Below are 9759 nucleotides of genomic sequence, written 5' to 3' on the forward strand. Positions count from 1 at the left end.
AACATCCTGTCGCTCAACGGTTCCGGTTCAGGGCGGTCAGCGGATCGGCGGCGGCGAGGAAGCGCACCGCGCCCGCCGCGCCCAGCAGGCCGAGCCCGATCAGCGCGGCCGCGGGGGTGAGCGTCGTGGCGGCGGTCAGCGCGAACGGCACGGCGTCGCCGAGGAATCCGGCTGCCACCGCCGTCACCCCCACCCCGAGCCCGACGCCGAGCACCAGCACCAGCAGCGCCTGACCGAGCGCGTCGCGCACCAGGGATCCGGTGGTGGCGCCCAGGGCCTTCAGCGTCGCGATGTCGGGGGTGCGCTGGATCGTCCACACCACGAAGAACGCCCCGATCACCAACGCGGAGAGCGCGAACAGCAGGACCGTCATGAGGGTCAGGGAGGTGTGCTCGGCCTGGTACGACGAGATCGCCTGCGGCGCATCGGAAACGGGGATCGCGCGGGTGCCGGTGGTCGGAGGGTGCGGGACGCCGGAGACCACGAGGACCGTCGCCGCGCCGCCGCGCGGCAGCACGGTTCGCCAGTCCGCCAGGGTCGTCCAGACCACCGGCGTGTGCGCGTACCAGTCGTCGCCGCCTACCGCCGCCACCGTGAACTCGGCCGGGCCGATCGTGACCCGATCACCGGCCGCGGCCCCCAGCCGGTTCGCCGCGGGCGCGCTCAGCACCACGGTCCCCGGTCTGGTTGCCATTGGTTTGCCGAAGGCGTCACCGTCCACTCCGAACACGGCGATCAGGGTGGGCGCGCCGCCCGCTCGGGTGGCCTGGACCCGGCCCACACCCACCGGATCGACCACGCCGCCGGACTGTTGCCATTCCCGTACCTGTTCCGTGCTCAGCGCCGACGCGTCGAACGACGGCGACGACCCGGTGTCGGCGAAGACCACCGCGTCCCCGCGGATCCGCTGCACCGCGGCGATGTTCTGATGGGCCAGCCCGGCGGTCAACCCGCTCAGGAAGCTCACCAGCAGCGCGACCAGCACGACGACCGAGGTGATGAGCAGGAAGCGGCCGCGGGCGGCCCGCAGATCCCGGAGTGCGACGAACATGCCTCCACCCTGTCGGCGATCGGCGCGCGTGCCATCGGGCGCGGGAACCATTCGCGGCCCATCGCGCGATGGCCGCCGAATCCGACTTTCGATGGATGCCGTCCCGATAACCCCGCATAAGCTGACACGGTGCACCGCTCGCCGCTCGCTCCCGTCTTCGCCGCGTTGCAGGCCGGCCTGCACGCGCTCATGGTGGCGCTGACGGTCGTGGTGGTCGTGCGGGGGTTGCTGCTCGACAGCGGACATCGGTGGGCCGTGGGCGTGCTGGCCGCGGTGTTCCTGCTCACCTACTTCGCGGGCGTCCGGCTGCGCGGGCGGCCCATCGCGGCCCGGGTGTGGCTGGGCGTGCTGACGCTGCTGTGGGTGGGGTTGGTGGCGATCGTGCCGGACGCCGTCTACCTGGTGTTCCCGCTGTACTTCCTGTATCTGCATCTGCTGCCCCGGCTGTGGGGCGTGCTCGCGGTCGCGATCGCCACCGCGGCGGCCGTGCTCGGTTACGAACTGCACAAGGGCTGGAACGTCGGCGGCGTGATCGGCCCGATCGTCGCCGCGCTGGTGGCTATCGCGATCGGCCTCGGCTACCGGGCCCTGTTCCGCGAGGCCGCCGACCGGCAGCGCCTCATCGACGAATTGCTCACCACCCGAGCCACTCTCGCCGAACAGGAACGCACCGCCGGGAAGCTCGCCGAACGCGAACGGCTCGCCCAGGAGATCCACGATACGGTGGCGCAGGGCCTGTCGAGCATCCAGCTGCTGTTGCACGCCGCCGAACGCGCGGCCCCCGATCATCCCGCGCTGCCGCAGATCCGCCTGGCCCGCGACACCGCCGCCGACAGCCTGGTCGAAACCCGCCAGCTCATCGCCGAACTCACGCCCGCGCCGCTGGACGGCCAATCGCTGACCGACGCGCTCGACCGCATCGCCCAGCGCGCGGGCGCGGCCGGGGTGCGGGCGCAGGTGCTGGTCGAGGGCGAACCCGAGCGGCTGCCCATGCCCGTCGAGGCCGCGCTCGTGCGGGTCGCGCAGGGCGCGGTGTCGAATGTGGTCCGGCATGCCCGCGCCGAACGCATGCGCATCACGCTCACCTACGCGGGCGACGCCGTGCATCTGGACGTGGTCGACGACGGTGTCGGGATCGACCCGGAGGTGTTCGGGCGCGGCACATTCGGGCTCAACGCCATGCGCAGCCGCGTCGAACAGCAGGGCGGCGGCATGAGCGTGGAATCCGAACCCGGCCACACCGCGGTCACCGTCTCGTTCCCGCTGGAGGAGCCGTGATCCGGTTGCTGCTCGCCGACGATCACGCCATCGTCCGCGCCGGGCTGAAGGCGCTGCTGGATTCGGGGGAGGACATCCTCGTCGTCGGCGAGGCCGCCACCGCGGAGGAGGCCGTCGCCTTCTGTCGCGCGCATCCCGTGGACCTGGTGTTGATGGATCTGCGCTTCGGCGCGGGCACCTCGGGCGTGGCCGCCACCGCCGCGGTGCGCGGGCTGCCCGGCCCGCCGAACGTCCTCGTGGTCACCAACTACGACACCGACGCCGACATCCTCGGCGCGATCGAGGCGGGCGCGTGCGGCTACATCCTCAAGGACACCCCACCCGCCGAACTCCTCGCCGCCGTGCGCGGCGCCGCGGCCGGGGAGAGCGTGCTGTCCCCGTCGGTCGCCTCCAAACTCATGACCCGCGTCCGCAAACCCGACACCACCCTGAGCCCGCGCGAGATCGAGGTGCTGCGCCTGGTGGCCGACGGCCACTCCAACCGGGAGATCGGCAAACGGTTGTTCCTCAGCGAGACCACGGTGAAATCCCATCTGGTGCACATCTATTCGAAGCTCGGCGTCAAATCGCGCACCTCCGCCGTGGCCCGCGCCCGCGAACGCGGCGCGATCTGACCCCGCCGCGCTTCACCCCCGTTCCCGCCGCCGCCCCGTACGCTCCCCCCATGGCCTCACTCACCGACCCGCAGGTCCGCGACTTCCTCTCCGAGGGCACCCGCACCGCCAAACTCGCGTTCGTGACCACCGACGGCCGCCCCGTCATCAACCCCGTCTGGTTCATCGTCGAAGACGACACCCTGGTCTTCAACACCGGCAAAGCCACCGCCAAGGGCAAGGCGATCCTCCGCGACCCCCGCGTAGCCCTCTGCGTAGACCTGGAGCAACCCCCCTACGGCTACTTCCAAATCCAAGGCACCGCAACGACTTCCGAAGACCCCAGCGAACTTCTCCGTACCGCCACGGCCATCGCCGCCCGGTACATGGGGCCGGAGCGGGCGGAGGAATTCGGCAAACGGAATGGGGTACCGGGGGAATTGGTGGTCCGGGTGCGGCCGACGAAGATCCTGGGCGGTCTGAATATGACGGAATAGCTTCAGTATTCGGCCACGGTCTCCGCCACCACCCAGTCCACGTCCTCGGCCAGCAGGAAACCCTGTGTCACGAGCTGGTCCGCCGCCGCACGCACCGCTTCGGCGTATGCGGCGCGCGTCGGGTAACGCTCCGTGATCGAGGGGCGGTCGGGTGGGAAGGGGAGTTTGCTGCCGAGGCGTTCGTAGAGGACGTTCGGCAAGCCCTCGATCGGGCGGCGGGGATTCCAGCCCGTGTAGACGGCGAGTGGGGCGGCGACGGCCGGGAGGCGGATACCGGCTATCTCGTTGCCGTCCTCGTCGGTGGCGGGGACGAGGCTCGGGTAGGGCTCGCCGCGGACGACCGGCCAGCGGCCGATGCCGTGGTCGGCGTCCGGGCCGAGGTCCAGGTGGTGGATGCGGGGGAGCAGGGCCGGATCCGGGTGGGGGACATGGGCGAACGGGTCGAGCGCCTGTTCGGGCGGGACGGCGGTTCCGTCGGCCACGCGCGGGACCCGGCTGGCCGGTGCGGGCACTCCCTCGTACACCCAGCGTTGTAGTGCGATCATCAGCGCGCGCAGCACGGGTTGGGAATCGAGGTCGTGCGGCGGATTGCTGCCCGCCATAACGCTTTTCAACGGATTCGGCCCGAAATGATCTGTTCCCGCGATCGAGTAGACCCGCACGTCGGGGTCCTCGTCGGCGTCCACCCCTTCCGGCGCGTGCACCAGCGAGCCGTCGCCGCGCCAATACTCCGAGGCGCTGTTGCTCAGCAGCACCTTCGGCACGCCTCCCGATTCTCGTTGCCGCGCAAGCAATCCCGCATTGTCGAACGGTGGCAGACTCCCGAACCCGTCCACCCCCGTCAACGACGGCTGCGCGTATCGATGGTTGAACTCTCCCCGCGCCCCACTCGCAACATGCGCGAACACCCCATCGAATACCTGACGCCCACTCTCGTCGAGATTCATCCCCTCCCAGAGGAACTGCCGCAGAAACCGCCCCGACTGCGAGATCCCGAACCCGAAGGCCCGCTCGATCCCTCCCTCGGACCGCAAATGCGCCACCACATCCCGAACCGCCAGCAACCCACACCCCACGACCGGCGCGAACTCGGTCCGGTAGAACAACTCGTACCAGTGGAACGCCTTGAATCCCCCCTCCAGCTCGACATGCGTCGAATCGGTGAATCGCCAAGCCCCCCGCGGGATCTCGGTCCGCTCCCCGCCCGGCGCGGTCCGCACGGTCAACACCGCCTCCGGATCATCCACATCCACCGTCGGATACGCCGAGAACCGAAAGAACACCCCCATCCCCGGCATGGTGTCACTCACCGAATGCCGCCGCTCATCACTGTCCCCCCGCCACTCCACCCGCATCCACCCCGGCCCCACCGCAACCTCCGGCACGGTCACCCCCAAACTCCCCACCCCTCTCCGCACATCCCACTGCCACCCACACCAGACAACCGTCCACCCCCGCTCCAACAAAAACCCATCCCCCGGATCGACCCGCTCGAGATCCCTGAAATCCACCACAGCCCCCCGACTGAACGGCAACGTCCCCAACCGCCCCCGATTGGGCACCACCAACAACAAATCCCCGTTCCCCCCACCCACCGGCCGCAACACCCGAAGATCGGCATCGAACCGAACCTTGCCGTCGAGATCCCGCTTCACCCGATCCAGATCGACGATCCGTGCGTTAGCCGGGTGCCCGGGATCCACCGCGAACCCGACCGTCCCCGTGACCAATTCGTACCGGTCATCGATGTACGGCGAAACCGATTGCACCCGAACTGCTTCCACTGCCATGGGGTGAGTCTATGGTCGGTAGCGCGCCGGAGGCGAGCAGGGGGATTCCCGGCGTCCTCGCTATCAGTTCCGGACCTACTTCTTCGCGAGCGCGATAGGGGTCACTTCATCGGCGAACTCGACCAATATCTGACATGGGTCTCTCTTGTCGTCCCGGGACGACGTGCCCGTGTCGAACCGCACCGCACCTCCCGGTACATCGACAAGGACCATGCACAATGAAATGCTCGAATCAGTACTCGCTTTGACCACCGCCTTCTGCCCGCTCACCAATCGCGGCTGAACCGTAGATTCGTGATGATAGAAACGGTAGTAATCCGTCGTCATATTGGTTTCTTCGATACTTATCCCGGCCCATGACGACAAATTGTCCCCGCTCTTTCCGTGATAAGTGCAACCTCTCGTCTTCACCTCTTCGGAAGTACTCTCTTCCGAAGACGGGTCGGGCCGAGGGTCGGATGTCAATCCGGAATTCGACAGAATCTCGGTCGGTATGTCACTGCAGGATCGGAAAGCTACCTGAATTCGCGAGGGAATTTCCGGCGCCCTTGCCGCATCGGTCGTCCCGCATCCGCCCGCGAGGGAAGCGGCCACGGCGACGGCCGTCATCAGCACGGGGTGACGTAAAGCATACGTCTTGTTCACTTCGTCCCCTCTGAGCTGTTAGGTGCCTGGGCGCCGCCGGTCGCCAACTGGTCCAGATCGTTGTTGTTGGTCACGAGATTAGCCGCAACTATGTCGTTGTACACGCGCTCATATGTATTCACAATGTCGACTCGTTGCTGAGATGACGGCGGTTGCTCGCTTCGCGCTATCGCTTCGTCAAGATGATCGCCGAATTTGCTATCACCGAACCGCCAAGCCGCTTCCTTGTCTGGATACTGCACTTTGGCAGGGGTCGGATCGGGATTGATACCTTCCATAAACGCGTCGTATAGTGGGTCCTCGGCCAAGCCCTTCACCGTGTTGACTGCCGCACCGCCGGGAACGGGAATATTGTCTACCAAGCCCTTGACTGTGTTGCCGATCTTCTGTCGATCGTCGTGAGCATGCTGTGCTTGCTCGTTCTGCGCAGCAACATCATTGTTGTGCTGGTAGATAATGGCATTGCGGCCCGCATCGTCGATATGGGCGTCCAAGCCTGCTATCTTCTTGATGATATCGTCCGCTGCCGTCGGATCCGAACCTGCCCCGTGCGTCAGCTGGTACAGGGCCGCGTTGTCATAAGTTTGGCGGGCGAGGTCCAGTGTGACGCGCCCTTCATTCGTCTGGCTGGCCAGGAACAACAGCCGCTCCGAGTCCTTGAGTTCGAGCGGAACTGCCGGGGGTGCGGCATGCGCACTGGTAGCGACACCCGAGAAGGCGTCGATATTGGAAGCGGCTACCCGAGCGAGGCTGTTAGCGAGTTCGGGATTCTTGTTGAAAGCGTCGGCGCTCTGCTGGAACACGGTCGTACCACTCTCGGTGGTCAGCAGACGGTCCCCGTTTTTTGGAGCGAACACGTCGGGCAGTGCGCCGATGGTTTTGCGTGCCAAATCTCCTTCCGCGCCTTGGTCGTGCGTATGGTCCGCAGTCCAGTCGAACAGAGTCGCAGGAAGTTTCCCCTGGTCACCCCAGTCGTGCCCGAAGACGAAGTTGGTGAATTTCTTGGCGTCGTAATCACCCGTGGCGGCATACTCATTGCCCTGCGCTCCGAAAGACAGATCATCCGGAATGGCGTTGCCTGTGTACGGGTCTCGCCCGGTCAGTAATTGATAGCTCGCTTCGTGGTTGCGGGTGCCCGCGCTCAAGAGTTTTGCCGAAGCGTCCTTGATCTTGTCGTGGTCGCCGTCGCGGAATCCAGGCGGCATCGCTCCGTTGGAGGTCTTGTCCGCGCCCTCGATGTACTGGGCCATACTCGCGCCTTGGCGTGCTATTTCGGTGCTGAAGGTTCTGCCACCGGACATGTCCGGGTCTGCCTTGGACAACAGGTCCGCGAATCGCGCTCGGTCTTCGAAGCGCTGCCGGAGCGCCTCAGGGCTCGACCCCTTCGACGGATCGTGTTCCTGCTCCCGCCCCGAGACCAACTGTCGAATGTCCGGCGGCAGATTCGTATACGAACCCGCCGACGTGAGCTTCCCATCCGGCCCCCTACCCGTCCCCAGATGCTCATTCGTGATCGCCATCATCCCATCGGCCAACGCCCGCTGCTGCGTGACCGCGGCCGCACTCGTCGGGCTACCACTGGACGCCTGGGCATCGAGGCGATCGTTCAATGCCAGCAGGCCGTCCTTGCCCGCGCCCGCGAAGAACTCCTTGTAGTAGTCCTGAAGCTCAGCGGGCATCGTCGGAACGTCCTGTCCGTTGGACAAGGCTTGGATCTGATCCGGCGTCAGCGCGTAAGTCGGTAGGTGCGAAGCGATCTCGTCGAGTTTGGCAGTGTCGTGGTTGCGGGCGGCGTCCGCGACCGCGCGGCCGTCCTCGGAGCCGATGCGGCCGCCCTGGGACTTCGTGTCGGCGACATCGATGTCGGAACCGAAGAGATCGCCTGCGATGCGGACGAATTCGGCCGCCTCGCTGATCTTGGTGCATGCGGTGGCGACGGCGTCGAAGAACGGCCACAAAGCGCTGTTGATCGCGTCCTGGTGCGATTGCAAGGTACTGGCCGAGACGCCTTCCTTTTCGGCGACCACCCAGTTGTCGGCGACGGTGAGACCGGCCGCCCGAGCCTCGTTCACCTTGCCCAGCAACACGTTTCGGTACGACTCGACGGTCGAGGCGGCGGCGTTCACCTCTGTGACCAAGTCATCCACATACGCCCAGACCTTGGATGCCTGGGTGTGGTCCTCGCCGATCCGGTCGTAGGCGGCGTCGTAAGCCGCTCCCTGCCAACTGTTTCCGGCCTCGGTGAAGAACCTCTTCGTGTTGTCGATGTTGGTACGGAAGGTGTCGTTGTTGGCGGTCGCCAGCGCGGTCGCGAAGTCGGACAGTGCCGATGTCCGCCACTTCTCCACCTTGGAGAGGAGCAGGGTGGTGGTACCGGGGGCGACCATTACTGCTGTCCCGCGTGATGGATGTCGAACTTGCGCATCTCCGCGGCGAAATCGGCGTCGCTGGCCAGATACCACTGCGCTGTGGTCTCGATCTTCCCGCCGACCTGTTCCAACTTGCCCGCCACCCGCTGGTAGGCGCCGTCCACGAACTGGCCCGCTTGGGTGCAGACGCTGTCGAGGCCGCTGCCGGGCATGGCCGCGGCGATGCCGCTGGCGGCTACCGCCGCCTTCACCTGACGAATGGTCGTTGCCGCGGCCGCCAAGGTGCCCGCCAGCTTGTGAAGCTCATCGATGTCGGCCTGTAGCACGCCAACTCCCCGCCTGTTGGTCCTGAATGTCCGGGAAATGACGATAGTCGATCTCCCTGCGACGGGCATCGAACGCTTCCGGACGTCCCCACCCCCACCCCTACACTCACCCCATGACCGTCCACTTCATCGGCGCAGGCCCCGGCGCCGCGGACCTGCTCACCCTCCGCGCAGTCCACCTGATCCAACGGTCACCCGTCTGCCTCTACCCCGGCACCTACCTCGACCCCGACATCCTCACCCACAGCGCGCCGAACGCCGAGCTGATCGACACCCAGCACCTGAACCTCGACCAGATCATCGCCCACTGCCGCCGAGCCCACGCCGAGGGCAAGGATGTGGCCCGGTTGTGTTCCGGGGACCCCTCGACCTATTCGGCCGTGACCGAGCAGGCCCGCCGCCTCGACGCGCATGCCATCCCCTGGGACGTCACGCCCGGCGTGCCCGCGTACGCCGCCGCCGCCGCGGTGCTCGGTGCGGAACTCACCGTGCCCGAGTTGGCGCAGTCGGTCGTGCTCACCCGCGCGCAGGCCCGGTCGACGGCCATGCCCGAGTCGGAGGCGCTGGCCGGGTTCGCTCGCACCCGGGCGACCCTCGTGCTGCATCTGGCCATTACCCGTGTTGCGGAACTCGCCGACGAACTGGCCGAGCACTACGGCACCGACTGTCCGGCGGCCGTCGTGTATCGGGCCAGCCAGCCCGAACAGCTCGTGCTGCGCGGGACCCTCGCGACCATCGCCGACCGGGTTCGGGAGGCGGGGCTGCGGCAGGCGGCGGTGATCCTGGTGGGGCGCGCGCTCGAACCGTCCGTGCACTGTGTCCAATCGCACCTCTACGATCCGGGCCGGAGCAGGTCCGGAGGCGAGTGAGACCGAGCGGTATGTCCGCATCCCGAAATTTTCCGGCGACACCCGGAGGGACCTGGTCCGATGCCCTTCGGCTATGGCGCTTTTTGGCCGCCGGGGGCTCGTAAACGGTAGATTGGTTCGGTGTTCATCAGCGAGGTTCAGTGTGTGACCGATCCGCGGCCGACCGGCATGGTCAGGGCCATGTAACAAGATCGGCCTACGGGGCGTATAGGTCCTATGAACATCTTTGTCTGATTGAGTTTCGAAGTGAGCCCCGACCGCCGGACGCCACAATTGAGTGAGCGTCGGCGTCGGTGTGCCGTCGGGGAGCGCTGTAGGGCGTTTCGGAAGCGAGGTTACGG

General features: G+C 66.7%; 9 protein-coding genes. 4 read left to right on the top strand and 5 right to left on the bottom strand.

Features of this window, described 5'->3' with window-relative positions; genetic code table 11:
• Positions 1-13: 13 nt before the first annotated feature.
• The gene (locus ACFYTQ_RS12280; protein WP_387359751.1) at positions 14-1051 is read right to left on the bottom strand and encodes an ABC transporter permease; all 1038 of its coding nucleotides are present in this window, start codon (positions 1049-1051) and stop codon (positions 14-16) included.
• 129 nt (positions 1052-1180) lie between these two features.
• Here ACFYTQ_RS12280 and ACFYTQ_RS12285 point away from each other — a divergent pair, with 129 nt between their 5' ends.
• Genes ACFYTQ_RS12285 through ACFYTQ_RS12295 form a run of 3 tightly spaced genes read left to right on the top strand, consistent with a single transcriptional unit; the run spans position 1181 to position 3419 of the window.
• Complete coding sequence (locus ACFYTQ_RS12285; protein ID WP_387359753.1) at positions 1181-2329, top strand: sensor histidine kinase; 1149 nt, start codon at positions 1181-1183, stop codon at positions 2327-2329.
• On the top strand, positions 2326-2943 hold the full coding sequence (locus ACFYTQ_RS12290) for a response regulator (protein ID WP_387359755.1): 618 nt from the start codon (positions 2326-2328) through the stop codon (positions 2941-2943). Before ACFYTQ_RS12285 ends, ACFYTQ_RS12290 begins: the two co-directional genes overlap by 4 nt.
• A 50-nt stretch (positions 2944-2993) precedes the next feature.
• Positions 2994-3419: a PPOX class F420-dependent oxidoreductase gene (locus tag ACFYTQ_RS12295; RefSeq protein ID WP_387359757.1), complete on the top strand. Its 426-nt coding sequence runs from the start codon at positions 2994-2996 to the stop codon at positions 3417-3419.
• 2 nt (positions 3420-3421) lie between these two features.
• On the opposite strand, the gene ACFYTQ_RS12300 is transcribed toward ACFYTQ_RS12295, so the two are convergent.
• From ACFYTQ_RS12300 to ACFYTQ_RS12315, 4 genes are all read right to left on the bottom strand, one after another.
• The gene (locus ACFYTQ_RS12300) at positions 3422-5209 is read right to left on the bottom strand and encodes an alpha/beta hydrolase domain-containing protein (RefSeq protein WP_387359759.1); all 1788 of its coding nucleotides are present in this window, start codon (positions 5207-5209) and stop codon (positions 3422-3424) included.
• A gap of 75 nt (positions 5210-5284) precedes the next feature.
• Entirely contained in the window at positions 5285-5854 is a 570-nt protein-coding gene (locus ACFYTQ_RS12305; protein WP_387359761.1) for a hypothetical protein, read from the bottom strand.
• Positions 5851-8241, bottom strand: a complete 2391-nt coding sequence (locus ACFYTQ_RS12310; RefSeq protein WP_387359763.1) for a hypothetical protein — start codon at positions 8239-8241, stop codon at positions 5851-5853. Before ACFYTQ_RS12310 ends, ACFYTQ_RS12305 begins: the two co-directional genes overlap by 4 nt.
• Positions 8241-8549: a hypothetical protein gene (locus ACFYTQ_RS12315; RefSeq protein ID WP_387359765.1), complete on the bottom strand. Its 309-nt coding sequence runs from the start codon at positions 8547-8549 to the stop codon at positions 8241-8243. Before ACFYTQ_RS12315 ends, ACFYTQ_RS12310 begins: the two co-directional genes overlap by 1 nt.
• Positions 8550-8662: 113 nt before the next feature.
• Here ACFYTQ_RS12315 and cobM point away from each other — a divergent pair, with 113 nt between their 5' ends.
• Complete coding sequence (gene cobM, locus ACFYTQ_RS12320; protein WP_387359767.1) at positions 8663-9418, top strand: precorrin-4 C(11)-methyltransferase; 756 nt, start codon at positions 8663-8665, stop codon at positions 9416-9418.
• Positions 9419-9759 lie beyond the last annotated feature (341 nt).

It is taken from the genome of Nocardia sp. NPDC004068, from assembly GCF_042874315.1.
Taxonomy (GTDB): Bacteria; Actinomycetota; Actinomycetes; order Mycobacteriales; family Mycobacteriaceae; genus Nocardia.